We start from the raw sequence: 25,886 nt of genomic DNA, 5'->3' as shown, positions 1-25,886 counted from the left end.
ACAGTAGAAGTTAGCTTTACGTCAGGTTGTAGTAGCCTATCAGTACCAACGGCGAATATTGATTCTCCTGTCGCAACCATTGCTGGTATCGCACAAAGTACTTATTTAGCTCAAGGTTGCCAAGGGCCAGATATTGTTACGGCCACGGCTAATGCAGGCGGAACTGTTTTATCTGCTGCAGGTACTGTGACAATCAGTTCGCCTGATTCAGGCAGTATTGAATTTGTTTCTGCCACTCCTGAAAGTATTAGCTTGAAAGGTGTGGGCGGCATTGAAAGCTCAACAGTAGTATTTAGAGTCAGAGATACCAATGGTAATGTGGTCGCTAATAAAGATGTTGATTTCTCATTAAATACTGAAGTTGGTGGTATTGATTGGAGTCCCAAAGCAGCAAAAACTGACAGTAATGGTTTAGTCCAAACAGTCGTTAATTCAGGAACAGTGCATACGAGTGTGCGAGTTAGAGCAGAGTTAGCTGAGGATCCATCAATTTTTACACAATCTAACCTATTAGTTATCTCAACCGGTATTCCAGATCAAGACAGTTTTAGTTTGTCAGCCAGTGTATTTAATCCTGAGGCTTGGGATATTGATGGAACAGAAGTCACTATTATAGCAAGATTAGCAGATGCATTTAATAATCCTGCACCTAATGGCACAGCTGTTGCCTTTACCACTGAAGGTGGTTCAATAGAAGATTCTTGTGTTACCACTGATGGTGTTTGTTCCGTTATCTGGACCAGTCAAAATGTAAGACCAGAAGGGCAAGAATTAGGCGAAATCAATGACGGACCGACATTAATCAAGAGTACAACTAAGATAAATAAAGGTTTTGATTTTACCTCTAAAAATATTGTTTTTTCGGTAACTACAGCCAACGGAGCGGATAATCTTTCGTTAGCGGCTAACTTTGCCTCTAAAGCTGAATTACTCACGGCAACTAATCTTTTACTCGTTAATTCTGGTGTCAAAGCTGTAGCTGGTTTTGAAAATCTATTTGAACTGATCTCAACAGAAGGTTTAGATATCACTATCGCTGATGCTTCGGTGGGTTCAGTAACCACTTTGGATGTCTTAGGTATAAGAGATGGTACTAGCTATTATAATAATGCCACTGTTGTTTTAGGGGGAAATAATATTTCAGCAGGCAGAGACTTCACAGTTAATGATATTACTTTTGATGTCGAAACAGCAACGGGTACAGATACAGTGAGTCTTAATACCGATCTTGCAAGTGCTAATGCAATAGTTAACGCCATAAACGCAGCACTAACTACCTCATCAATTGTCGCTTCTGAGTTTATCTATTCACAAAGCAGTTATTTGTTATTAACATCTCCAACTCGCCTTGACGTGAAAATAACTGATGGTGGTGGTGCTAGTTCAACTTTTGCTCAGTTAGGTGTCGCTAACGGTACCACCTTCGCATCTAGAATTAATAGCTCATCGCCAAGACGAAGTAATTTTATGGCGCAAAAATATGGTGGTCGTGCAACTATTTCTGCAACAGCTATTGGTGAAGAATCATTTCCAGATTTTAATGGTAATGGTCTTTATGACAACGCTGAAAAAGAGGCCTTTTTAGGAAATAACAACAACTCAGGATTGGATGTTAATGGTCTGCCTTATGATTTAGCTGAATCTTTTATTGATTATAATGAAGATGGTATTTATAACCCACAATCAACTGCTGGCGATGGTGAAACCGGTGGTGAACAAGAGAAATTTGATGATTTTAATTCCAGTGGTGATTTTAACTTAAAAGATCGACTATATAATGGCTCATTGTGTGGTAACGCTGATAATTGCTCCACAGAGAAGTCTATTAATGTTAGAGGATCACTTGTCTTGGTTATGTCTGGTAGTAATCCAAAATTTGTTACTACCTTTCCTACAAATGGAGCTAGTATTGATATAGTTCAAGATGGAACGGCGGCAGCTTCGGTTACTATTGCTGATTTTCATAATCAACCTATGCCTGCAGGGACAGAGGTGCAGTTTGAAGCCATCGTCGGTGGTGTTGATGGGACAATTATGAAATGGCCTAATACTAACTTTAACGGTGGTAGTAGTTTCTCTGTTACCGTAGAAGGAGTGAAAGATAAAACGGTAAGTGGCCCTCTACTGGTTCACGTGACAACTCCTTCAGGTGTTGTCACCACTTACACTGTTGCAACTATTAATATAACACCCTAGGTTGAATTAATAGCAGTTAAAAAAAGGCTCCATAAGGAGCCTTGTTATTTTTTATATTAATTGTTTATTCAATATTAAATATATTTACTTACACATTTCTTTTATTAAAAAGGCAGAGATCTCAGCGCCAGCGGCTAAGGTTTTGTCACGACTCTCTTTTCCTAAACCTGTGCTGTCAGTAAATGGAGCAATCTCCATCATGTCTGCACCGGTAATAGGGTATTTTGCGGCTAAGGCACGAAGAATATCCATCGCTTCATTTTGAAATAAACCGTCTGGCTCTGGTGTTCCTGTGGCAGCAGCGACAGTTTCATCGAGCGCATCAATATCAAAGCTTACATACAATTCATCGATATTTTCATCTTGTAATTGCGCTAAAATGTTTTCAATGATCTTTTCAACACCGAATTCTTTAACTTCATGAGCCCAATGCTGTCTTACACCAAACGTGTTTTCCCAATGCGACTTAGGACGACCGCTCGAGCGAATACCAACTTGTATTAAATGATGTTTTTCATGTAAATCATCTAAAATATGGGTACACCAAGAGCCAAAGCATAAATCAATGCCAAGACGTTCAACCAATAAATCAGTATGCGCGTCAAAATGAATAATAGCTGCACGAATGCCGCGCTTTTTCTTTGCTTGCAAGTAAGCTTTGGTTAACGGGTAGCTTACTGAATGATCGCCACCAATGCCAAAAACACCTTTTTGTGGGAACTCAGCATAAAAATCGTGTAAGACATCTTCAGTAATGGTTAATGGGCTAACCGCATAAGGGCTGTTTTCATCTTTATAAAGGGCCTTTCTACAGTTAGAAAGCGTCGCTTCATTTAAATATTTATCATGAAGTAAATGGGGAATAACGCGAACATCTCCCATATCAAATGCTTCAAGCTCAGGATATTGTTCAAGTAAAGTTGAACGGACAAATAATGGTCCCCAGTTTGCGCCACGTAAAATTCCACCGCCACAATCGGAGGCAATACCTAAAATAACGGCATTTGAGGCATCAGGAAGCGCTTTTAATGAGTCTTTCCATATATTATCAATATCGGTAGATTGACCGAATAACGCTTGATGTAATTGCTCTTTACGCTCTTTAGCGGTATTGACGGTAAAAACACCGTTACCCGCTGGGCATAAACAGTTGGCTAGTTTTTCCTGTAAATTAGTCCATGATGTTGTCATATATTTGTACTCTTATTATTTTCCCAATAATTTATACTTACTATAAGTATTAAATGGGTATTGTTTTAACCGGTGATATAGGTTTTTCAACTGACAACAATTGAATTTAATACTGAATTAAATTATCGTTGCCAATAAATTTTTTATAATGATCACGCCGAAATATTGCCACCATTATAACGAAAATAGCTTAATTAGGCGATGTTATTAAAAATAATAACTTGTCAGCTTGCTTATTTACCGATATATCTAATAGGAATTCTAATTTCAATGATTTATGGTTTTTTTGTGCTAAAAATGAGTTGCTCGGCTAATTTTTAGACAGTTATGACCTAAATGTAATTATACTGGCAAAAAAAATAGCCAGTGACGTAGGAAAGTATATATATATGGCAAAATCTCTAGTTATTGTCGAATCACCAGCCAAAGCGAAGACAATTAACAAATATCTTGGTAAAGACTTTATTGTGAAATCTAGTGTCGGTCACGTACGTGATCTTCCTCACAGTAGTACTGGTAAAAAAGTTGCTGCGAAATCTCCTGCAGAAGTCAGAAAAATGGCACCCGCAGCGAAAGCTAAATATAAAGCTAAACGTGATAAGCAAGCACTTGTTAATCGTATGGGTATTGATCCTGAAAACGATTGGGAAGCCAATTATCAGATACTCGAAGGCAAAGAAAAAGTTGTTGCTGAATTAATCAAACTTGCCAGTTCAGCCGACACTGTCTATCTCGCAACCGATTTGGATCGCGAGGGAGAAGCGATTGCCTGGCACCTGAAAGAGATTATTGGTGGCGATGACAGTAAATTTAAACGTGTTGTCTTTAATGAAATAACTGAAAACGCGATTCAACAAGCTTTCTCTACGCCCGGTGAATTAAGCATGCCTGGCGTTAATGCGCAACAAGCACGACGTTTTCTTGACCGTGTTGTCGGCTTTATGGTTAGCCCGCTATTGTGGAAAAAAGTTGCCCGTGGTTTATCTGCCGGTCGCGTACAATCGGTAGCCGTAAAACTCGTTGTTGAAAAAGAACGTGAGATTAAAGCGTTTGATCCGAAAGAATTTTGGGAAATTACCGCTGACACAAAAACCGCTTCCGGTTTAGATTTTCCATTAGATGTTACCCACGAAAATGGTAAAGCGTTTAAACCAACTAATGAAAAAGATGCGAAAATAGCATTAGCAACCTTAGAAAGTTCAGCGTATACCGTAAATAAACGTGATGATAAACCTTCAAAAAGTACGCCATCAGCACCCTTTATTACTTCAACGTTGCAACAAGCGGCAAGTACTAAATTAGGTTTTGGTGTTAAACGTACTATGGGCTTAGCTCAGCGTTTATATGAAGCCGGTCATATTACTTATATGCGAACCGACTCAACCAATTTAAGTAAAGATGCGGTTGAAATGTGTCGAGGCTATATTGCTAAGAATTTTGGCGATAATTACTTACCTGAAAAAGCAAAAGTCTATAGTAGTAAGTCGGGTGCACAAGAGGCCCATGAAGCTGTTCGCCCATCTAATGTAAAAGTAGAATTAGCTTTTATGGAAGGTATTGAAGCGGATGCTAAAAAGTTGTACGACCTCATTTGGCGTCAGTTTGTTGCCTGTCAAATGACAGCCGCGCGTTACACCGTTAGTACTATTACTGTCGGTGCCTCGGGCTTTGATTTAAAGGCCAAAGGTCGTGTAATGCAGTTTGACGGTTGGACAAGAGTTCATCCGCAATTATCAAAAGGCGACGACAAGCATTTACCTGATTTATCTGTTGGTGAAGTATTAACCTTAGAGCAATTAAATCCAGCTCAGCACTTTACTAAACCACCGGCACGTTTTGGTGAAGCATCACTCGTTAAAGAATTAGAGAAACGTTCAATTGGTCGCCCTTCAACGTATGCGTCAATTATTTCTACTATTCAAGACCGTGGTTATGCGCGCTTAGATAAAAAACGCTTTTACGCCGAAAAAATGGGTGAAATTGTTACCGACAGTTTATCTGAAAGCTTTAAAGACTTAATGAACTATGATTTTACCGCCAACATGGAGCAAGAGCTCGATGAAGTGGCTGAAGGTAAAACCAATTGGAAAGATGTCCTTAATGGTTTTTATAAAAACTTTACTAAACAGTTAAGCCAAGCAGATATGCCAACTGAAGAAGGTGGCATGCGCAACAATGAACCGGTATTAACCGATATTGATTGCCCAACCTGTAGTCGTAAAATGGGTATCCGTACAGCCTCTACTGGTGTCTTCTTAGGTTGTTCTGGTTATGCATTACCGCCAAAAGAACGTTGTACGCAAACAATGAACCTTACTTCTGGCGAAGAAGCAGTCAGTGTATTAGTCGAAGACCAAGAAACTGATGCCTTACGTGCTATGCGTCGCTGTGATAAATGTAGTACAGCGATGGACAGTTATTTGATTGACGAAACACGTAAATTGCATGTTTGTGGTAATAACCCTGTTTGTGACGGTATTGAAGTTGAAAAAGGAGAGTTTAAAATTAAGGGTTATGACGGTCCTCTTTTAGAATGTGATCGTTGTGAGGCTGAAATGGAGCTTAAGTCAGGCCGTTTTGGTAAGTATTTTGATTGTACAAATGCTGAATGTAAAAACACCCGTAAGTTATTAGCGAGTGGTGAAGCGGCTCCTCCAAAAGAAGACCCTGTGCAATTACCTGAATTACCTTGTGAAAAATCAGAGGCGCACTTTGTCTTGCGTGATGGTGCAGCGGGTATTTTCTTGGCAGCGAATACTTTCCCGCGCTCAAGAGAAACACGTGCACCTAAAGTTGAAGAGTTACAGCGTTTTAGAGACAGAATTTCGAGTAAATTTTATTATTTAGCCGATGCACCTGTTAAGGATCCCGACGGAAACTTAGCCGTTGTACGTTATAGTCGTAAAACCAAAGAACAGTATGTAATGACAGAACTTGCACCTGAAACCGAAGGCGCAAAACCTAAAGCAACAGGCTGGAATGCAAAGTATGTTGAGGGTAAATGGGTTGAAGAAGCAAAGAAAAAAGTAAAACCCAAAGCTAAGCCAAAAGCTAAGCCTAAGGCAAAAGCAAAAGCTGAATAGTATATTTAGCTTAAAATAAAAAAAGCGCTATCTAGCGCTTTTTTTATGTTCAGGATGAACGGTATGTCATGATCACATGGATGTGAAAGCATGACGATGTTCAGGATGAACGGTATGTCATGATCACATGGATGTGAAAGCATGACGATGTTCAGGATGAACGGTATGTCATTTCGGCATTAAGACTCCATGTATGTCGAAGTGAGAGAACAATGATGTTTAGAAAGAAGGGTAATTAATAATGATTACCTTAGGTAATACAAACGTAACCAGCCATTAGCTAGTTACGTTGACGATTAAGAGAAATATATTAAATGCTATATCTGGCGATAATTTTTTTAAGTGCTTTTTTATTATTCCAAGTACAACCCCTTATTGCTAAATTGATTTTGCCATACTTTGGTGGTGGAGCAGCGGTTTGGACTTCATGTTTATTATTTTTTCAAGCTTTTCTATTATTAGGATATTTTTACGCTCATTGCTTAACACAAGTTAAGTCAGTAAAAAAACAGTTAATTATTCACTCGGTCATTCTACTTGCTAGTGTAATATTTCTTCCTATTGGTATTCAAAGTTGGGGAGATATTTCACAGACAAACTCGCCACTGCAAAATATTCTCCTGTTATTAACAGTATCAATCGGTTTACCATATTTTATTTTGTCGTCAACGGGTCCGTTAATACAGCGATGGTTAACCTATATCGAAATTGGCAAACTTCCTTATCAATTATATTCATTATCTAATGTTGGTTCTTTGCTGGCGTTAATCAGTTTTCCTTTTCTATTTGAACCTTTGCTAACAACAACGCAACAATCGAACTATTGGACGTTTGGTTATGGTTGTTATGCGTTACTACTTGTGACGTTATTATTGAAAATGTCTAAATTAGGTCTTGTTTCTGTCGAGCGTAATACTGGTGATATGGAGGATAAAAGTGCCACTAAGACCTCATTGTTAGATAAAGTTTTATGGATAGGATTGGCCATGGTCGGTGTCATTTTATTAGTCGCGACCACCAATGCGATGACACAAAATATTCCTCCCGTGCCGTTTTTATGGATACTGCCGCTTTGTTTATATCTACTTACTTTTATTATTAGTTTTCATAGCGCTAAGTGGTATGTAAGAGAGTATTGGTTTGCGCTGTTTGTGCTCACTGCTTGTTTAGCTTTGTTGATGTACTTTATTGGCTCCCAACTCGACATTATTTCGCAAATTGCTATTTACGCCTGCATATTATTTATTGCCTGTATGATTTGTCATGGGGAATTAGCGCGTTTAAAACCGCAAGTTCAGCATTTAACCTTGTTTTATTTATTTATGTCACTGGGTGGTTTTCTCGGTAGTGCTTTTGTCGCTTTTATTGCGCAAAATATCTTTGATCAATTCTTAGAATTCCCTTTGGCTATTATTAGTGTCTTTGTGCTTTTAGCTCTGAGTATTCATTCACAAAGGAATACAGTAATAAAAACGCAAACTTGGTTGGTGGCAACTAATATCACTTTAGCGATCAGTTTTATGGTGGGGTTGTTTTATCTAAATACGCTTTTTGTTAAAACTAATGTGGCGAGTGAACGTAATTTTTACGGCATTTTAAGTGTTAAAGATGTAGAGATAAATAAGAAAGTGCAACGTCGTTTGATTGATGGAACCACATCGCATGGCACGCAATCATTAGAGAAAGGCAATGAAAAAACGCCACTAAGTTACTATAGAAAAAATACCGGTGTTGCTCTTGTGCTCGAACAATTGGCCAAACAAAGGTTACAAGAGGGGAGTGTTCAAAATATAAATGCCGGTTTTGTTGGTTTGGGCGCAGGCACGTTAGCCGCTTATGGTAATAACACTGATCATTATATTTTTTATGAATTAAATCCTGCGGTTATTTTTGCCGCTAATAACTATTTTAGTTACCTAAACGATTCTGCTGCCAACATTGAAGTGATTTTAGGTGATGGTCGGGTTAGCTTACAGCAACAATTTGATGATTCAGGCAGTCAGCAGTTTGATACCTTAGTCATTGACGCTTTCTCGGGTGACTCTATTCCACAGCATTTACTAACAAAAGAAGCATTGATGCTCTATTTTAAGCACTTAAAGGATGATGGTGTTTTAGCGATACACATTTCAAATTCGCACTTAAATCTAACCCCTTTAGTACGTGGCTTGGCGGATGTGCTAGATAAAACAATTGTTTATGTTGAAACGGTTGCCGATAAAGAAAATGAACATAATGTCCAGTGGGTTCTGTTAACCAACAATGCGTTTTTTCTTAATGATGCGCGAGTAAAAATATATGCGAGTGCTTGGCCAAAGCCAAATGCTAGAGAAAAGAGTCGTATAATTTGGACGGATGAACACAGCGATTTATTATCAGTACTTAAGTAATGATTAATTATCTTGTCGAGTGAAATGTCATCGACAAGATAATTAAGCCGTATTTTTACCAGCTGCCTTGATTCTCCATACTCAACCAAGGCTCTTGTGGGGCTAATGCGTCATCTTTTTGCAATAACTCAATAGATATGCCATCTGGTGACTTTACGAAAGCCATGTGGCCGTCACGGGGCGGACGGTTAATAACAACACCTGATGCCATTAATGCAGCGCAAGTTTTATATATATCAGCAACTTCAAAGGCTAGATGACCAAAGTTTCTACCTATGGTGTACTCTTCTTCAGAACCCCAGTTATGGGTAAGTTCAATTTCAGGGCCACCCACTTCTGTCGCAAGAAAGATCAATGAAAACTTTCCTTTAGGTACATCGACACGTTTTGTTTCAATGAGCCCTAGTTGATTGATATAAAAATCGAGTGACTTATCTAAATCATCTACGCGGACCATCGTATGTAAAAATTTCATTTTGTACCTGTTTTCGCTTCGTTAGCTAATAAAATTAATTGCTGATTATATTAATTGTCTACTATAAACATCAAACACTTGATTTGTTGCCTAGATAAGAATTAATTGCTGATTATATTAATTATCTACTATAAACATAAAGTATTTTATTTACTATGGTAATTAAAGTTGAATATGAGCTAATACGTCGACTGAAAAATTAAATGACTTTATCAATAGACTATTTTATATTCCCTGTATAGCCTGTTAACAATATTACAACAACTTAATGACATGATGAAAATAATACGCCTCAAATATAGTTTACTTGCCTTTAGTTTATTGTTGTCTAACGCTAGTGGAGCAGCAGAAGTATCAATGGCTTTTAGTAAAGAGATTCCTCCCTATATTTTTGAGCACAATAATAGTGGGATCGAAATAGATATTATTACGGCGGCCTTAGCTCATAAAGGCCATACGTTAAAGCCGGTGTACTTTCCATTAGGGCGCATACCTTACGCTTTTTCGAATAAATTAGTTGATGCTGTAATGGGAGACATCGGGGTAAACTTAAAATCACAAGGCGGATTCTATGCCAAGGCAGCCGTTATCTATGACAATGTATTTATTACTTTAAAAAGTAGTGCTATTTCACTGAAAAAACCTACAGACTTTGATTTGTTGAGTGTTGTCTCTTTTCAAGGCGCAGAAAAACGCTACCCTAAATGGCTAAAAAAAGTAAAAGAACAAGATAGGTTTTATGGGGTTAGTGACCAGCTAACACAAGTTAAGTTACTCTATTTTGGGCGCTATGACGTGGTACTAAGTGATCGTTATATCTTTAGATTTTTTGCAAAAAAACTCAAGTTAATGCATGGTCTAGATGTACAAGAAGTTGTTGAACACAAACTTACTATCGATAAGCCAATGGACTATCGTCCAGTATTTAGGGATAAAAATATTCGAGATGATTTTAATTTTGGATTAAATAAAGTCAAGGAAAGTGGTGAGTTTGAGCGAATATATAGCAAGTATATAAGTTTATAATTAACGGTTATACGCAGATATTAACCAAGGGCTAATTAACTGGTTTTGTCCTTAAAACCGCATAAATCTTCGATGATACAAGAACCACAGCGGGGTGTTCTTGCTATACAAGTATAACGACCATGAAGAATGAACCAGTGGTGCAAGTTATAAAAAAATTCTGTTTTTCTTGGCGTGTTTTTAATAATATTTTTTTCGGTTTCTTCAACTGTTTTACCTTTCGCATAGCCGGTACGATTTGCCAGTCGCTGGATATGGGTGTCTACTGCGATAAAGTATTTGCCTTCATTATCTTTTAGTTGACCAAAAGCGGTGTTTAAAACAACATTCGCTGTTTTTCTGCCAACGCCAGGCAAGGCTTCTAATGCCGATCTTTCTTTGGGTACTTCTCCACCATGTAAATCAACCAGCATTTGACAAGTTTTCAGGGTGTTTGCTGCTTTAGTATTAAATAAACCAATCGTTTTTATATAAAACTTTAAGCCATCAAGCCCTAAATCAAGTATAGCTTGAGGGGTATTAGCAACGGGATAAAGCTTTGCTGTGGCTTTATTAACACCAACATCAGTCGATTGTGCTGAAAGCAGCACAGCAATAAGTAACTCAAAAGGTGAAGAAAAATTAAGTTCAGTGGTTGGATGTGGATTGTTATCTCGTAACCGAGTTAATATTTCTAAACGTTGTGCTTTATTCATAGCGTTATTCTTTTGTTGTTATTATTTTTCATCAAAGTTGACACGAACTCGTGCAATTTCCTGACTTTCTGTTTTAGGCTTAGCGGCGGCAACTCGATCGTCGATGGCATTTTTTAAAGCTATAAATAAGCCCATGACAATAAAAGCTCCTGGTGGCAGTATCGCGAGTAAGAATTGGCTATCTAGCGTATATACTTCAACGCGTAATACACTTGCCCATTCGCCAAGTAATAAATTAGCACCATCAAACAAGGTTCCTTGGCCAAGTATTTCTCTTACTGCGCCTAGTAACATCAATATTAATAAAAAGCCTAAACCCATCATTAAACCGTCAAAACTTGCTTGTTTGATTGGATTTTTAGAAGCGTATGCCTCAGCTCGACCAATAATGGCACAGTTAGTAACAATTAAAGGTAAGAATATGCCAAGTGACTGATATAAGCCAAAAGTATAGGCATTCATCAGTAATTGCACACAAGTAACAAAAGAAGCAATAATCAAAACAAAAATAGGGATCCTAATTTCTTTAGGTACCCATTTACGTATGGCCGATACGGTAGTATTTGAGCAAATAAGTACAAACAAGGTTGCTAGACCTAAACCAATAGCGTTTGTTAGGGTGGAAGTTACTGCTAATAATGGACACAATCCTAAAAGCTGTACTATACCCGGATTATTTTTCCATAAACCTTGCCAAGCTAATTCTTTATATTCATCGTTAATTTTCATGACGATTAAGCTCCCTCAGCAACATCTTGATTTGAACAATTACTCGTCGCTTGAAATAATTCATCTTGGTGAGCATTAAAATAATTAACCGATTTACGCACTGCTTTTACTACAGCACGGGGAGTTATTGTCGCGCCGGTGAATTGGTCAAACATACCACCATCTTTTTTTACTAACCAGCGGTTATCATTTTTATTGACTAATTTTTTGCCAGTAAAACTATTGATCCAATCGCTTTTCTTTTCTTCAATTTTATCACCCAGTCCAGGCGTTTCTTGGTGTTTTAATGTTCTAACACCACTAATGCTACCGTCAATGTTTATGGCAACAATAAGCTCTATATTGCCACTATAACCGTCTGGAGCGACGGTAGTAATTGCTGCCGCAACGGGGCTGTTATCATTTCTTGCACGGTAAACTTTTGGTGGGTTAACGGTACCTAATGCCTCATTAGGTAAAATAAAACAGTCTTTATAGATAACATTGTTGTAGCTGTTTTTGGCAATGATACTGTTTAAATTACGCAATAAGTCTTGTTGTTGCTGTAAAATAATTTGATCTTTGGTGAGTGAGTGCACCACACCTACGATTGCCGTACAAGCAATAGCAAATAAAGCGAGGATCTTGGCATTTTTACTGACTGCGCTGGTTAGAGAAAGGACCATTATTCTTTGCCTGCTTTACTTGATGAAATATTATGCCCATAAGTACGGGGACGGGTGTATTGGTCTATCAGTGGTGCAGCCATATTACAAATCAGCACCGCAAATGCTACGCCATCAGGGTAACCGCCATACTTTCTGATAATAAAAACTAAAAAGCCTGCTAATGCACCAAAAACGATACGGCCTTTAATACTGGTAGCGCCGGAAACTGGGTCCGTTAAAATAAAGAATGCCCCAAACATACATGCGCCATTAAACCAATGGAAAAGCGTTGAGGCGTTGGTATCTTGGCTATATAAAAAAGCGATTAATGAACAAATGAAGATGCTTACTAAAAAGCTAGCGGGTGTTGCCCAATGAATGGTTTTTTTGCCGATTAAGAATAGACCGCCAAGTAAAAATCCGGCACTAACCCATTCCCAACCTACGCCATAATTTTCACCAATCACTGGGCTTGTCATACTCTCAGCAATGTTTAAGCCCAATGTTAGGTTTGTTTTTACCGTATCTAGGGGCGTTGCCATGGTGTAACCGTCGACATGGGTTCGTAGTTGTTCAACAGAATAGCCATCAATGGTAAAGCTACTAAAAATTACCGAGAGTGTATCAACAAATTTTAATGGCAAGGCCATCAATTCAAGTGGCGGTAGCCAAGATGTCATTTGTAAAGGAAATGAAATCAGTAGCATCACATAAGCGGCCATAGCCGGATTGAAAGGGTTATGACCTAGACCACCGTAAAGCTGCTTAACAACAATAATGGCAAAAGATACCCCGATAACAGTGATCCACCACGGCGCTATGGCGGGTAAACTAATCCCCAGTAATACCGCGGTTAAAATAGCGCTGCCATCAAATAACTGCGCTTTTATATTTTTTTCTCGTAAAGATAATACCGTAAACTCGGCTACTAATGCGGTGATCACCGCGAGAGATATATGGATTAAATTTCCCCAGCCAAAAAAGTACCACTGGGCAAATATCCCTGGAATAGTGGCGTAAATAACCATACGCATCATTGAAGATGTTTCACTTTGAACATGATTATGTGGTGAACTTGCTATCCAAAAGGCCATAATATTATGTCGACTCTGATTTTACGTGTTTGTTGGTTTTTTCTTCGCTAGGAGTAGCGGCTAATTTATCTTGTTGCTGAGCCAGTTTACGGGCTTTAGCTTTTGCAACCGCGGCAGCAATTTTAGCTTTTTTATCATTCGCAGGAACGACTGCTTCAGCCTGACTTGCTAACACAGCGGCTTCGTTGGTAATGTTATCATCAACGGCTAAGTCGCTATCAACTGCGTTATCGTTATTTTTTTCAGCAAGCTTACGGGCTTTTGCTTTTGCAACCGCAGCAGCAATTTTAGCTTTTTTATCATTCGCAGGAACGACTGCTTCAGCCTGACTTGCTAACACAGCGGCTTCGTTGGTAATGTTATCATCAACGGCTAAGTCGCTATCAACTGCGTTATCGTTATTTTTTTCAGTAAGCTTACGGGCTTTTGCTTTGGCAACCGCCGCAGCAATTTTAGCTTTTTTATCGTCAGCGGTGGGTTTAACATCATCCAGCTTATTTTCTGGCTCTGATTTATACGTTGCTACATTTTTTTGAGCCGCTAGCTTTTTCGCTTTCGCTCTTGCAATAGCGGCGCTAACTTGGCTTTTTTGTTCATTATCTGCTGGCGGAGCTACTGTCTGTGCCGCGACACTATCACTACCTTGAGTTTGTTGAGCTTTTTTCGCTTTAACTCGTGCTAAGGCGGCAGCAACAGCTGATTTTTCAGTTTTTGCTTCGCTGGTACCTGAGTTCATCCGCGCTTTACGTGCTTGTGCTGCTGCTTTATGTTTTTCTTCTCGCGCTATTTTATCTCTGGCTAAACGCTCTTTTCGTGCTTCAAATCTTACTTTTGCATGTTCTGCTTTAATATCTAATTGTTTTTGTTGGCGAATTTCAGACTTTGCTACACGATAATAATGCACTAAGGGAATTTGGCTCGGACAAACATAGGCACAAGCACCACATTCAATACAATCAAATAAGTTTAATTTATCAAGTTGTTGGTGATCTTTTGCTTTAGCACTCCACTGTAACTCTTGTGGTAATAATTGGCTGGGACAGACGTCACTACACTGACCACATCTGATACATTCAACCTCTTTTGTACCGGTTGAATAAGGGGAGGATATTTCCTGCTCACTTGGTGCCAGTATGCAGTTTGTTGTTTTTACAACGGGAACCTGATCTGAGGGTAAGCTATAGCCCATCATTGGGCCACCCATAATAATATGCTTTTTATCTTTATTAGGGTAACCACATTGTTCGAGCAAAAAGCCTACAGGGGTGCCGAGTAATGACCAGACATTCTGCGGCTTCTGTAAGGCTTGGCCACTGACAGTTACCACTCTTTTAATTAAGGGGATATCGTTTATTACCGCATCAGCTATTGCAAAGCAAGTGGCGATGTTTTGCATAACAATACCCAGAGAGCTAGGAAAGACGCCGGAAGGAACTTCCTGACCTGTTAATATTTGAATTAATTGCTTTTCGCCACCCGTCGGGTATTTAGTGGGTAGTACACACACTTGAATTTTTTCATTGTTAGCGGTTGCTTGCTGCAGTACTTTTATCGCTTCAGGTTTATTATTTTCAATACCAATAAGAATATGTTCAGGTGAAAGAATACGATCAAGTATATTAATACCATCAAGAATTGATGGGCTGTGCTCGCGAATTAATAAATCGTCAGCACTAATATAAGGTTCACATTCAGCGGCATTAATAATAAGAAATTGTATTTTGTCCCGAGTGCTTATTTTAACTTGTGTAGGAAAACCAGCACCGCCCATGCCCGATATACCCGCTGAAGAAATTTTATCAATTATTTCATTATGGGATAATTTACTTACATCAGTACATATATGACGTTCTTGCCATGTATCTTCACCGTCAGGCGTAATAAATAAGCATAATTCGCTTAAGCCTGAGGGATGAGCAATAACGGCATCTTTGATTGCAGTAATAGTGCCACTGGTAGGAGCGTGAATAGGAACAGCCATAGGATGCATACTTTGGGTGAGTGCTTGGCCCTTAAGTACTTTATCACCTATTTTTACTCGTAAATCTGCAGCAATACCTATATGTTGCTGCAATGGCAGTATTAGCTGTTCAGGTATACTAACCGCTCTGATAGGCTTATCAGTGGTTAAGAACTTCTGTTCTGGTGGATGTATACCGCCATGAAAAGTCCAAAAATTAGCGCGCTTTATACGTTCAATAACTGATCCCACGAATCCTCACCTAATCAAGCTGTACCACAGGTATATTATTAAGATCCCATTGCCAGTTTTGTGGTGTTTTAGCGATAGGTATCATTATTATGCAATCAACCGGACAAGGGTCTATACATAAGTCACAGCCAGTACATTCGTCGGCTATTATGGTGTGCATTTGTTTGGTCGTACCTAAGATCGCATCAACTGGGCAAGCTTGAATACATTTAGTACAACCAATACAGTCTTCTTCAATAATAAAAGCAACTTTAGGAGAATTGTCTGTATCATGATTTTCGTCAAGAGGTGGTGGTTCAACCCCCATTAAGTCTGCTATTTTTTTGATGGTATCTTCGCCGCCAGGTGCGCATTTATTAATAGCCTCACCGTTAGCGACTGCTTCTGCATAAGGTTTACAACCGGGGTAACCACATTGTCCACACTGCGTTTGTGGTAAAATAGCATCAACCTGCTCGGCAAGAGGGTCGCCCTCAACATGAAATTTTACAGAAGCAAAGCCAAGAATGGCGCCAAAGACTAACGCCATACAGCCAAGTACTAGTATTGCTAATAGTGTGGTCATTACAACTTCACCAAACCAGTGAAACCCATAAAGGCAAGTGACATTAAGCCAGCGGTTATCATAGCGATAGCGGAACCTTTAAAAGGCTTAGGGATATCAGCATTAGCAAGTTTTTCGCGCATCGCTGAAAACATAATAAGTACAAGAGAAAAACCGACAGCCGCGCCAAAGCCATATACTATCGACTCAAGGAAATTATGTTGCTCATAAATATTTAATAAAGCAACACCTAATACCGCACAGTTAGTGGTAATTAAAGGCAAGAAAATACCCAGTAAGCGATACAAGTTGGCACTGGTTTTATGTACGACCATTTCGGTAAATTGTACAACAACAGCGATGACTAAAATAAACATCATAGTCGTTAGATATTCGAGTCCCAGAGGAGTAAGAATATAGGTATTTACGATGTAGCTGAGTAACGAAGCAATAGTCATTACAAAGGTGGTGGCAAATGACATACCGATTGCAGTTTCAGTACGCGAAGACACCCCCATAAATGGGCATAAACCTAGGAACTTTACGAGAACAAAGTTATTGACTAATACTGTGCTAACTAACAGCAGTAGATAATCTGTCATTTGAAAATTAATTTTATGAGATAATTCACGCTATTATCCGACTTTATTAGCCAGATGACAACCGCTCAATGCCTTAATTTTTATTGCATATGCACTATCTTCTTGCCATGCTTGGCCTTTATTAACATGGAACGTTTAGCTTTAAGTTATACTCAATTAAATCGCTTCGGGCTTTCCTAAATAAAATCCTTGGCAACCATCAATAAATAACTTCTCTAAAGTGAACTTTTCTTCTTGGCTTTCAACACTTTCAGCTAAAACAGTAATACTGAGGCGATGAGCAAGATCAACCATTAATCGGATGAAGTACTGGTTGTTTTTATCATCATCAATATCACGTGTGTAGGTGCTATCCATTTTAATAAAGTCCGGTTTAAGGTCACGAAAAAACTTAAAAGAGGTTAAACCTACGCCAAAACGCTCAACGGTAATACGAGAACCAACCCTGTGGATCATATCAATAAAGCGCTTACTGGTTTTGATGTTTTGTTGAAGACCATATTCCGTTATTTCAAAGATTAACTTTGCCGCAATAGTGGATTCTTTTAATAAGCGACGCTCCAACCAAATTAAAAAATGTTCATCATGAATACTTCGAGCGCTGATGTTAATACCAAAGAATTGATCGTGTAAATTTTTTGCTTTAATTTCACTGATCACTTTTTCAATAATCATTTTGTCGACGGCGACCATTTTATCAAGCTTTTCCGCCATGGCTATAAAAGAAGCGGTTGGTAACATTTCATCCGTCGAATTTAAAAAACGAGCGAGAATTTCACCATAGACTTTATTGTTACGACTATTGGGCTTTATCGGCTGGACAAGTAACTTAACCCGTTGGTTTTCGAGAACGCTGTCGATTTCTTGACGCCAATTTTGGTTACCGTAGTTAGCACTAGAGCTATGCAAGATGTCATTGTCGCTTTGTGAAAACCAAGAATTTATTTGCTGAGTTTGTGCAATACTTATACCGGTATCTGCGAGTGCTAATAATTCACCGAGTGGCTTGTCTTTCTCGAAATAGACTAATCCGGTATAGCCAACTGAATCTAAATCTGATGATTGTTGATAAGCGTTAAATTTACTTGATATTTCATTCGCTAAGTTCTCCGCTTCTTTTAAGGTTACGTTAGGCAGTAAGGTGGCAAAATCAGAGCTATTAAGACGATAAACATTTGCGCCTCGATAGGTTGCAGTGACGCCTTTAATAATGTCGGCTACTTTGCAAATATAATTATCGCCTTCACTATAACCGTGTATTTGATTAATGGTTTGTAGTTCAGAGCAACGTGTTATCGCTAAAACACCAAATTCAACTTGGTTCTCATCATTAGCAAAAAACTGGATAAAACGATTACGGTTTTCTAACTTTGTCAGTGGCTCTATATAAGCTTGTTTTTCTAGCGCACTAGCATCATTAACATGTGACGACAGCAGTGCCGCAACTTTTTTTAGTCCGCTCGTTAACTCTGGAATATCAAGAATTTCATCATCAGCTTCCAGTTTATTCATCGAGATGACTTGAGCGATGCCATGTTTAATTTTCTTATTAACCACAAAGACAAGCTTTTTGGCGTGTCTAACACTTAACGTACAAGCAATAACAATAATGACAAGGCTAGTTAAAATTGATACCAGCATGATTTTAAGAATCAATGCAGCGGCTTGAACAGTGTTTATTTGATAACTGACGCTAGTATTAGATTTGTTGGTAAAAACCACTGTTTTAGGTGAAATATAAGGGACAAGCATGTTGGTGCTAGCGATCTTGTAATTAACAATTTCTTTGCTTTCTTTTTGTAGCGAAAAAAATTGAAAATCGGCTAGATTAATTAAGTTTTCAACTTGCTCTAATTGATTGCTTTTATCTGCTATATCGATAATGGCTGAAATTGAACTTTGCATCATTAATTGCCTACTCGATAGCGAGGAAGCAAAGAAGTAACTGACCATAGCAACAATAAGAATATTAAAAAACATCCCTAAAATGATGTTGCGCATTAATAATTGAGAATAACTATACATAATAAGTTGATTAACTGAAAAGACTAGGCCTACATTAATATATAGCATGCTTGATAAAAAATTACTAACTTACTGTTATTTAATGTGATATATAATGTTGAAGTAAATGAGCACTATAAGTTGAGCTTTTATTGCTTATCCTATCAATTAGGCTTGCGATTCGGCGGTAGTCGCTATATAATTCGCCCAGCTTAAATATAACAATATTTCACTGAAATTCATTTTTGGCTATTGCTTGAAGCAAAGTTATAAAATAATTTTATATTGTTGTATCGATTTGACGGCTTATTTATAAGTCACTAGGTTAAATCAACATCGTGGGTTCAGTGTAATAAGCCCCGCGTAATGGGGCTTTTTCGTATCTGAGACATTCGTTCAGCACGATAAGCTTTAAGAATTGCTGGGCTATAAGCCCTTTTTTTGTATCTGGATGTTGATACATGAAGACAAAGTAAGATTTTATTTGGAGAAAATGATTGGCTAAGTTTGAACATAAATTAACAGACATGTTACGTCCTGCTGTTGAAGAAGTTGGCAAGGAATTGTTAGGTATTGAATATATTAGTGCCGGTAATAATTCAGTATTACGTTTGTTTATCGACCATGAAAATGGCATTGATGTTGATGATTGTGCTGAAGTTAGCCGTCAAGTAGGCGCTATTCTAGACGTTGAAGACCCTATCAGCAGTGAGTTTAATTTAGAAGTTTCATCACCCGGTTTAGACCGACCGTTATTTGATAAGCCACACTATGAAGCAGTGATTGGTGAAATTATTGAAGTCAAACTATCTATACCATTAAACGGTCGTCGTAAATTTAAAGGTCGCTTAGCTGCCGTTGAGAACGATACCTTAGTAGTAGCGGTCGACGGTGAAGACTATGACTTAGTGCTTGGTAATATTGTTAAGGCCAATTTGGTTTTTAACCATAATAAAAAAAGCTAAGCAAATAATAACAATAAAATAAAAATACGTAGTTGTTCAACGTCATTACATAAATAGTTGAACTGTTCAGAAACGATTAAAAAGGCTAAGTAGCATGAGTAAGGAAATATTACTGGTTGTAGATGCCGTATCTAACGAAAAAGCATTACCCCGTGAAAGCATTTTTGAAGCAATGGAAACCGCTTTAGAAACAGCAACAAAGAAAAAATATGAAGGCGACATTATTGTTCGTGTTGCTATTGACCGTACCAACGGTGAATTTGATACTTTCCGTCGTTGGTTGGTTGTTGCCGATGATGCCGTAGCAGAAAACCCATTTGCAGAAATGAGTTTGTCAGCTGCACAGTACGACAATGAAGAATTGCAGTTAGGCGATTACATTGAAGATCAAATTGAATCAGTTAAATTTGACCGTGTAACTACGCAAACAGCAAAACAAGTTATTGTTCAAAAAATTCGTGAAGCAGAACGTGCGCTAATTGTTGAAGCTTACCAAGAACAAATTGGCGAGCTAGTGACAGGTGTTGTTAAAAAAGCCAGTCGCGATAGCATCATTATCGATTTAGGTAATAATGCAGAAGCGGTTATCTACCGTGACGATATGTTACCTCGTGAAACATTCCGTCCAGGGGATCGTGTTCGTGGTTTGTTATACGAAATTAAAACAGAAACGCGCGGCGCACAATTATTAGTGACTCGTTCTAAGCCAGAAATGTTAATTGAGCTTTTCCGTGTGGAAGTGCCAGAAATTGGCGAAGAAATGCTAGAAATTAAAGGTGCGGCTCGCGATCCAGGTTCACGTGCAAAAATTTCTGTGAAATCTAATGATAAGCGTATTGACCCAGTTGGTGCTTGTGTTGGTATGCGTGGTTCACGTGTGCAAGCCGTATCAACTGAGCTTGGTGGTGAACGTGTTGATATCGTTTTATATGACGACAATCCTGCACAATATGTTATCAACGCAATGGCTCCAGCTGAAGTTGCATCAATTATTGTTGATGAAGACAAAGGCACTATGGATATTGCCGTTGAAGAAGGCAATTTAGCGATGGCCATTGGTCGTAGTGGTCAAAATATCCGTTTAGCTAGCCAATTAACTGGCTGGGAATTAAACGTGATGACTGTTGCTGATATGAACGAGAAGCATCAAGCTGAAAACGATAAAGTTATTTCATTGTTTACAGATAACTTAGATATCGACGATGACTTTGCTAATTTATTAGCAGAAGAAGGTTTTGCTACGTTAGAAGAAATTGCATACGTACCAGCAGCTGAAATGTTAGAAATTGATGGCATGGATGAAGAGATCGTTGAAGCGCTTCGTGAACGTGCAAAAGCGGCATTAACAACACGTGCATTAGCAAGTGAAGAGTCTCTTGAAAATGCAGAACCAGCGGCTGACTTATTAGCATTAGATGGTTTAGAGCGTCACTTAGCATTTGTATTGGCGAGTCGTGGTGTAATTACCCTTGAAGACTTAGCTGAACAAGGCGTTGACGAAATTGCCGATATTGAAGAATTAGATGAAACCAAAGCGGGCGAGTTAATTATGGCTGCGCGTAATATTTGTTGGTTTAACGAAGAATAATTCCCGGGAGAATATAGTAGATGTCAAACACAACTGTAGCAGAACTTGCTCAAGAAATTGGTACACCGGTGGACCGCTTAGTTAGCCAATTGGCTGACTCTGGCGTGAATAAATCCGCGACCGATTCTGTATCACAAGATGAAAAAGAAGCATTGTTAGACCACTTGAAAAAGCAACATGGTGACGACTCAACAGCCGGCCCACTAAAAATGACGCTTAACCGTAAATCTAAATCAACGTTAACGATGGGACATGGCAGTAAAGCTAAGTCAGTTAATGTTGAAGTGCGTAAAAAACGCACTTATGTTAAGCGCAGCGAAGTTGAAGAGCAACAGCAAGCTGAAGCTGAAGCTAAAGTAGCAGCAGAAGCTGAAATTGCCGCTCAAGCAGCAGCCGAAGCAAAAGCAATTGCTGATGCTAAAGAAGCAGAAAATGGCAAAGCAGTCGCTGCAGCAAAAGCAGAAGCAGAAGCAGAACGTAAAGCAGCTGCAAAAGCCGAAGCCGAAACTAAAGCTAAGCAAACAGCCGCAGCGAAAGCAAAAAATGCTGAAGAAGCACCAGTAAAAATTGCAGAAACTGAAGAAGCTAAAAAAGTTCGTCTTGCGCTAGAAGCTGAAACAAAAGCTAAGCTTGAAGAAGAAGCTAAAGAAGCAACAGCCGCCGCTAAAAAATTAGCAGAAGAAAATGAAGCGCGCTGGAAAGAACAAGAAGCTGAACGTAAAGCTAAAGAGAAAGAAGTTGTGCATTTAACTTCTTCTAAATATGCTCAAGAAGCTGAAGATAAAAGTGACTCTGCTGATGAAAGTGGTCGTCGCCGTAAGAAGAAAAAAGCACCTGCAGACCGTAATGCTCGTGGCCGCAACAATGGTCGCGGTAAAGGTAAAACTTTATCTTCACCTGACAGCTTAAAACATGGTTTTACCAAACCTGTTGAAACAAAAGTACAAGATATTCGCATAGGCGAAACTATTTCAGTTGCTGAACTTGCCAACAAAATGGCTAAGAAAGGCGCGGAAGTTGTTAAGGCTATGTTCAAACTAGGCGCGATGGCAACTATTAACCAAGTTATTGACCAAGAAACAGCAGCGCTTGTTGCTGAAGATATGGGCTTTGAAGTGGTACTTGTTAAAGAAAATGCTTTAGAAGAAGCAGTACTTGCCGATCGTCACCATACCGGTGAAGAAATTACTCGTGCACCTGTTGTTACTATTATGGGTCACGTTGATCACGGTAAAACATCATTACTTGATTACATTCGTAAAGCGAAAGTAGCAGACGGTGAAGCCGGTGGTATTACTCAGCATATTGGTGCTTATCACGTAGAAACCGGTCATGGTATGATCACTTTCTTAGATACTCCAGGTCATGCTGCCTTTACTTCAATGCGTTCTCGTGGTGCTAAAGCCACTGATATCGTTATCATTGTTGTTGCTGCAGATGATGGTGTTATGCCACAGACTGTTGAAGCGATTCAACATGCTAAAGCTTCTGATGCGCCTATTATCATCGCCGTAAACAAGATGGATAAAGAAGGTGTTGATATCGAACGTGTTAAGAGTGAATTATCTCAACACGGCGTTTTATCTGAAGAGTGGGGCGGTGAAGTTCAATTCTGTCATGTCTCAGCTAAAACAGGTTTAGGTATTGATGACTTACTTGATTCAATATTACTACAGTCGGAAGTACTAGAGTTAACTGCTGTTGTCGATAAAATGGCAAGCGGCGTAGTTATAGAATCTAAATTAGATAAAGGCCGTGGCCCAGTAGCAACTATTTTGGTTCAAGAAGGTACTTTGAAGCAAGGTGATATTGTTCTTTGTGGTTTAGAATATGGCCGTGTTCGTGCAATGCGCGATGAAAATGGTAAAGATATTCAATCAGCAGGTCCATCTATCCCCGTTGAAATTATCGGCTTAAGTGGTGTGCCACAATCTGGTGATGAAGCGACTGTTGTGAAAGATGAGAAGAAAGCACGTGAAGTTGCTTTATTCCGTCAAGGTAAATTCCGTGATGTGAAACTTGCTCGTCAACAAAAAGCTAAACTTGAAAATATGTTTGCAAGTATGGCTGAAGGCGAAATTTCTGAAGTAAACGTTGTAATTAAGTCAGATGTTCAAGGTTCACTTGAAGCAATTAGTGACTCATTACTTAAGTTATCTACTGATGAAGTTAAAGTAAGAATTATAGGTTCAGGTGTTGGTGCTATCACTGAAACTGATGCAACATTAGCGGCGGCTTCAAATGCTATCGTGGTTGGTTTCAATGTTCGTGCCGATGCATCTGCACGTAAAGTGATTGAATCTGAAAACATCGATTTACGTTACTACAGTGTTATTTACGCATTGATCGATGAAGTTAAACAAGCCATGAGCGGCATGTTAGCGCCAGAGTTCAAACAAGAAATTATTGGTCTTGCACAAGTACGTGACGTATTTAAGTCTCCTAAAATTGGCGCTATCGCTGGTTGTATGGTTACTGAAGGCCTTATCAAGCGTAGCGCACCAATTCGTGTATTACGTGACTTGGTTGTTATATACGAAGGTGAGCTTGAATCACTTCGTCGTTTCAAAGACGATGTAGCTGAAGTTCGTAACGGTACAGAGTGTGGTATCGGTGTTAAGAACTACAACGATGTACGTGTTGGTGACCAAATTGAAGTATTCGAAACAATAGAAATTAAGCGTACGCTGTAGCTTTATATTATTGCTGATTGACTGCTTTTATTGGTTAATCAGCGTTAATGTAATGAGATAGCTCACTGACTGTTGTACAAATACTAAATGGGGGCTTTGCCTCCATTTTTGTTTATATATTAAAGGTTATCAGGTAAAAATCCTCGATAACTTTATTAGGAGAATTTCCTATGGCAAGAGAATTTGCCCGTACCGACCGTGTCGGACAAGAAATACAAAAAGAAATCGCCACTATTTTAATGCGCGAAGTTAAAGACCCACGTTTGGTAATGACGACAGTTTCTGCGGTCGAGTTGACACGTGATTTAGCTTACGCAAAAATATTTGTGACATTTTTTACCAATGAAGCATCAGAAATAAAAAGCTCCATTGAAGTGTTAAATGAAGCTGCTGGTTTTATTCGCTCGTTATTAGCGAAGAAATTACGTGCCCGTATTATGCCGCATTTACGTTTTGTTTATGATAGCTCTATGGCTGAAGGTGTTCGTATGAGTTCATTGGTTGATGAAGCTGTCGCTAGCGACAAGCATATCGCTGAAAGCTCAGAGCGAGATGCTACCGCTTCTAACGAAGCAACTGATATCAACAACGAAGAAAATACATAGGGTACAGCTAGATGGCTAAACGCAGAAAAGGTCGCCCAATTAATGGGGTGATCCTACTTGATAAACCCTATGATATGTCATCGAACAGTGCTTTACAAAAAGTTAAGCGTATCTTCTTTGCACAAAAAGCCGGCCACACGGGAGCATTAGATCCACTTGCTACCGGTATGTTGCCGATTTGTTTAGGTGAAGGGACTAAGTTCTCTCAATTTTTACTCGATACTGATAAAACCTATCAAGTAACAGCAAAATTGGGGGTACGCACCACAACAAGTGATGCAGACGGTGAAGTTGTTGCGGAAAAACCGGTTGATGTTTCAAGTGAGCAATTAGCAATAGCACTTGAGTCTTTTCGCGGTACAACACAGCAAATTCCTTCCATGTACTCAGCGTTAAAATATAAAGGTCAGCCTTTATATAAATATGCCCGAGAAGGAGTGGAAGTACCTCGTGAGTCACGAGATATTACCGTTTTTCGTTTAGACTTATTACGCTTTGAAAATGACGAAGTTGATTTAGATATTCATGTATCTAAAGGGACTTATATTCGTACTATTATCGACGATTTAGGCGAACTGCTTGGTTGTGGCGCACACGTTGCTAATTTACGCAGAAGTGCTGTCGGCAATTATCCAACAGAAAAAATGGTGACGTTAGAGCAGTTACAAGCATTAGTTGTACAAGCAGAAGAGCAAGAAGTAGCACCATCAACTTTACTTGATCCCTTATTATTACCAATGACGACTGCCTGTGATGGCATTCCTGTCGTTTTTATAGATGATATGTCTGCCAACTTTCTGCGCCATGGTAACCCAGTACAAGCAGCCAACGTTCCTGCGGAAGGTTTAGTACAAGTTTTTGTTGGTGACAATATCAATGATGGCGAGTTTATTGGTGTTGGTCATATAGACGACAACGGTTTAATTGCACCGAAACGTATTGTTGTTTTAGACGAATTTTTGAAAACGCTGTAAACAAATTATTTAACACTTGATAACGTAGAGTGGTTATTACTTGAATCACTAACAATTGAAGCATAGTTTACTTATAGCTAAACGTTATTTAGCCTAACGATAAGTTAATAACGCTGCGATACAAATATCAGTTGCAATTTAGTCTTGTGCTGATAGAATACGCGCTCTTTTGT

General features: G+C 38.8%; 18 protein-coding genes and 1 pseudogene. 9 read left to right on the top strand and 10 right to left on the bottom strand.

Going from position 1 to position 25,886, the window contains the following annotated elements:
• Positions 1-411 precede the first annotated feature (411 nt).
• Positions 412-774, top strand: a pseudogene (locus ESZ26_RS19670) (hypothetical protein); the annotation flags it as partial.
• Positions 775-2,280: 1,506 nt separating this feature from the next.
• Here the strand turns inward: ESZ26_RS19670 and ESZ26_RS03540 are convergent.
• Positions 2,281-3,387 (bottom strand): arginase family protein, encoded by a 1,107-nt coding sequence (locus tag ESZ26_RS03540; RefSeq protein WP_146798108.1) that lies wholly within the window; start codon positions 3,385-3,387, stop codon positions 2,281-2,283.
• 389 nt (positions 3,388-3,776) lie between these two features.
• Between ESZ26_RS03540 and topA the strand changes: the two genes are divergently transcribed.
• Both topA and ESZ26_RS03530 read left to right on the top strand, forming a co-directional pair.
• Positions 3,777-6,470 carry a type I DNA topoisomerase gene (gene topA, locus ESZ26_RS03535; protein ID WP_146798106.1) on the top strand — a complete coding sequence of 898 codons (2,694 nt, stop codon included), beginning with the start codon at positions 3,777-3,779 and terminating at the stop codon, positions 6,468-6,470.
• Positions 6,471-6,784: 314 nt separating this feature from the next.
• Positions 6,785-8,860 carry a spermidine synthase gene (locus ESZ26_RS03530; RefSeq protein WP_146798103.1) on the top strand — a complete coding sequence of 692 codons (2,076 nt, stop codon included), beginning with the start codon at positions 6,785-6,787 and terminating at the stop codon, positions 8,858-8,860.
• A 55-nt stretch (positions 8,861-8,915) separates the two neighbouring features.
• On the opposite strand, the gene ESZ26_RS03525 is transcribed toward ESZ26_RS03530, so the two are convergent.
• Positions 8,916-9,335 (bottom strand): VOC family protein, encoded by a 420-nt coding sequence (locus ESZ26_RS03525; RefSeq protein ID WP_146798101.1) that lies wholly within the window; start codon positions 9,333-9,335, stop codon positions 8,916-8,918.
• Between the two features lie 273 nt (positions 9,336-9,608).
• Here ESZ26_RS03525 and ESZ26_RS03520 point away from each other — a divergent pair, with 273 nt between their 5' ends.
• Positions 9,609-10,361: a substrate-binding periplasmic protein gene (locus ESZ26_RS03520; protein ID WP_223271562.1), complete on the top strand. Its 753-nt coding sequence runs from the start codon at positions 9,609-9,611 to the stop codon at positions 10,359-10,361.
• 35 nt (positions 10,362-10,396) lie between these two features.
• Here the strand turns inward: ESZ26_RS03520 and nth are convergent, their stop codons facing one another.
• From nth to ESZ26_RS03480, 8 genes are all read right to left on the bottom strand, one after another.
• Entirely contained in the window at positions 10,397-11,056 is a 660-nt protein-coding gene (gene nth, locus ESZ26_RS03515; RefSeq protein ID WP_146798099.1) for an endonuclease III, read from the bottom strand.
• A gap of 21 nt (positions 11,057-11,077) precedes the next feature.
• A complete protein-coding gene (locus tag ESZ26_RS03510) occupies positions 11,078-11,785 on the bottom strand; it encodes an electron transport complex subunit E (protein WP_146798097.1) in 708 nt (235 codons plus the stop codon).
• Positions 11,786-11,790: 5 nt separating this feature from the next.
• Positions 11,791-12,450: an electron transport complex subunit RsxG gene (gene rsxG / locus ESZ26_RS03505; RefSeq protein ID WP_146798096.1), complete on the bottom strand. Its 660-nt coding sequence runs from the start codon at positions 12,448-12,450 to the stop codon at positions 11,791-11,793.
• Positions 12,450-13,526, bottom strand: a complete 1,077-nt coding sequence (rsxD, locus tag ESZ26_RS03500) for an electron transport complex subunit RsxD (protein ID WP_146798094.1) — start codon at positions 13,524-13,526, stop codon at positions 12,450-12,452. The genes rsxG and rsxD overlap by 1 nt, the downstream gene beginning before the upstream one ends.
• Positions 13,527-13,530: 4 nt before the next feature.
• Entirely contained in the window at positions 13,531-15,738 is a 2,208-nt protein-coding gene (rsxC, locus tag ESZ26_RS03495; protein WP_146798092.1) for an electron transport complex subunit RsxC, read from the bottom strand.
• 10 nt (positions 15,739-15,748) lie between these two features.
• The gene (rsxB, locus tag ESZ26_RS03490; RefSeq protein ID WP_070376178.1) at positions 15,749-16,303 is read right to left on the bottom strand and encodes an electron transport complex subunit RsxB; all 555 of its coding nucleotides are present in this window, start codon (positions 16,301-16,303) and stop codon (positions 15,749-15,751) included.
• Positions 16,303-16,884 (bottom strand): electron transport complex subunit RsxA, encoded by a 582-nt coding sequence (rsxA, locus tag ESZ26_RS03485; RefSeq protein ID WP_070376179.1) that lies wholly within the window; start codon positions 16,882-16,884, stop codon positions 16,303-16,305. The genes rsxB and rsxA overlap by 1 nt, the downstream gene beginning before the upstream one ends.
• Positions 16,885-17,040: 156 nt before the next feature.
• A complete protein-coding gene (locus ESZ26_RS03480; protein ID WP_146798090.1) occupies positions 17,041-18,909 on the bottom strand; it encodes an EAL domain-containing protein in 1,869 nt (622 codons plus the stop codon).
• A gap of 476 nt (positions 18,910-19,385) precedes the next feature.
• Here ESZ26_RS03480 and rimP point away from each other — a divergent pair, with 476 nt between their 5' ends.
• The 5 genes from rimP (at position 19,386) to truB (ending at position 25,713) form a co-directional block, all read left to right on the top strand.
• Positions 19,386-19,853 (top strand): ribosome maturation factor RimP, encoded by a 468-nt coding sequence (rimP, locus tag ESZ26_RS03475; protein WP_146798088.1) that lies wholly within the window; start codon positions 19,386-19,388, stop codon positions 19,851-19,853.
• Between the two features lie 94 nt (positions 19,854-19,947).
• Entirely contained in the window at positions 19,948-21,441 is a 1,494-nt protein-coding gene (gene nusA, locus ESZ26_RS03470; RefSeq protein ID WP_146798086.1) for a transcription termination factor NusA, read from the top strand.
• Between the two features lie 20 nt (positions 21,442-21,461).
• Complete coding sequence (gene infB / locus ESZ26_RS03465; protein ID WP_146798084.1) at positions 21,462-24,134, top strand: translation initiation factor IF-2; 2,673 nt, start codon at positions 21,462-21,464, stop codon at positions 24,132-24,134.
• A gap of 170 nt (positions 24,135-24,304) precedes the next feature.
• Positions 24,305-24,739 carry a 30S ribosome-binding factor RbfA gene (rbfA, locus tag ESZ26_RS03460; RefSeq protein ID WP_146798082.1) on the top strand — a complete coding sequence of 145 codons (435 nt, stop codon included), beginning with the start codon at positions 24,305-24,307 and terminating at the stop codon, positions 24,737-24,739.
• A gap of 11 nt (positions 24,740-24,750) precedes the next feature.
• Positions 24,751-25,713, top strand: a complete 963-nt coding sequence (gene truB / locus ESZ26_RS03455) for a tRNA pseudouridine(55) synthase TruB (RefSeq protein WP_146798080.1) — start codon at positions 24,751-24,753, stop codon at positions 25,711-25,713.
• The last annotated feature ends 173 nt before the right edge of the window (positions 25,714-25,886 follow it).

Origin of the sequence: Colwellia hornerae (assembly GCF_007954355.1) — a bacterium.
GTDB lineage: Bacteria > Pseudomonadota > Gammaproteobacteria > Enterobacterales > Alteromonadaceae > Colwellia_A > Colwellia_A hornerae.
The sequence above is the reverse complement of the archived record's forward strand: the minus strand, read 5'-3'. Positions and strand labels throughout refer to the sequence as shown.

Coding starts and splice junctions, on each gene's coding strand:
- ESZ26_RS03540 (WP_146798108.1), bottom strand. CDS start 3,387: ATGACAACATCATGGACTAATTTACAGGAAAAACTAGCCAACTGTTTA.
- topA (WP_146798106.1), top strand. CDS start 3,777: ATGGCAAAATCTCTAGTTATTGTCGAATCACCAGCCAAAGCGAAGACA.
- ESZ26_RS03530 (WP_146798103.1), top strand. CDS start 6,785: ATGCTATATCTGGCGATAATTTTTTTAAGTGCTTTTTTATTATTCCAA.
- ESZ26_RS03525 (WP_146798101.1), bottom strand. CDS start 9,335: ATGAAATTTTTACATACGATGGTCCGCGTAGATGATTTAGATAAGTCA.
- ESZ26_RS03520 (WP_223271562.1), top strand. CDS start 9,609: ATGATGAAAATAATACGCCTCAAATATAGTTTACTTGCCTTTAGTTTA.
- nth (WP_146798099.1), bottom strand. CDS start 11,056: ATGAATAAAGCACAACGTTTAGAAATATTAACTCGGTTACGAGATAAC.
- ESZ26_RS03510 (WP_146798097.1), bottom strand. CDS start 11,785: ATGAAAATTAACGATGAATATAAAGAATTAGCTTGGCAAGGTTTATGG.
- rsxG (WP_146798096.1), bottom strand. CDS start 12,450: ATGGTCCTTTCTCTAACCAGCGCAGTCAGTAAAAATGCCAAGATCCTC.
- rsxD (WP_146798094.1), bottom strand. CDS start 13,526: ATGGCCTTTTGGATAGCAAGTTCACCACATAATCATGTTCAAAGTGAA.
- rsxB (WP_070376178.1), bottom strand. CDS start 16,303: ATGACCACACTATTAGCAATACTAGTACTTGGCTGTATGGCGTTAGTC.
- rsxA (WP_070376179.1), bottom strand. CDS start 16,884: ATGACAGATTATCTACTGCTGTTAGTTAGCACAGTATTAGTCAATAAC.
- ESZ26_RS03480 (WP_146798090.1), bottom strand. CDS start 18,909: ATGTATAGTTATTCTCAATTATTAATGCGCAACATCATTTTAGGGATG.
- nusA (WP_146798086.1), top strand. CDS start 19,948: ATGAGTAAGGAAATATTACTGGTTGTAGATGCCGTATCTAACGAAAAA.
- infB (WP_146798084.1), top strand. CDS start 21,462: ATGTCAAACACAACTGTAGCAGAACTTGCTCAAGAAATTGGTACACCG.
- rbfA (WP_146798082.1), top strand. CDS start 24,305: ATGGCAAGAGAATTTGCCCGTACCGACCGTGTCGGACAAGAAATACAA.
- truB (WP_146798080.1), top strand. CDS start 24,751: ATGGCTAAACGCAGAAAAGGTCGCCCAATTAATGGGGTGATCCTACTT.